The sequence below is a fragment of the Pseudoalteromonas sp. PPB1 genome, from assembly GCF_015356275.1.
Lineage (GTDB): Bacteria > Pseudomonadota > Gammaproteobacteria > Enterobacterales > Alteromonadaceae > Pseudoalteromonas > Pseudoalteromonas rubra_D.
Genome location: NZ_JACEQV010000103.1, coordinates 1 through 414, shown reverse-complemented (window position 1 = coordinate 414; position 414 = coordinate 1). Strand labels below are relative to the sequence as shown.

The 414-nt window shown below is 44.4% G+C and carries 1 rRNA gene and 1 pseudogene; one reads left to right on the top strand and one right to left on the bottom strand.

Annotated features, from left to right (window positions below):
* Nucleotides 1–5: 5 nt before the first annotated feature.
* Nucleotides 6–120, top strand: a 5S ribosomal RNA gene (rrf, locus tag IY568_RS24490).
* 107 nt (nucleotides 121–227) lie between these two features.
* On the opposite strand, the pseudogene IY568_RS24485 reads toward rrf, so the two are convergent.
* A pseudogene (locus IY568_RS24485) lies at nucleotides 228–414 on the bottom strand (hypothetical protein); the annotation flags it as partial.

The window sequence follows — 414 nt, the reverse complement described above, 5'->3', positions numbered from 1 at the left end:
TTATGCTTGGTAACCATAGCATTTTGGAACCACCTGACTCCATGCCGAACTCAGTAGTGAAACGAAATAGCGCCGATGATAGTGTGGGGTTTCCCATGTGAAAGTAGGACATTGCCAAGCTCCAAATAAGAGAAACCCGTTGCAGCAATGCAGCGGGTTTTTTGCTATGTGCGATTTAAAAAGTTGTAGACAGAGCGATGTTGTCTATTCCTCCATGAAGCTGGTATCTAGCAGTCTTTGGGGACACTTCCCTGTGGAGGGCTCCTTTTTGCGCTGTGAATAGGTCTGCGTTCTCTACAATAGCTCATTTCACCTTGCGCAAAGTAAATGTACTCGCGTTGCTCGCTGTCATTGTACTTTGCACTTAATTCATCAATGAATATCATCGACATTCGTACCTCCTTGTACATCAAA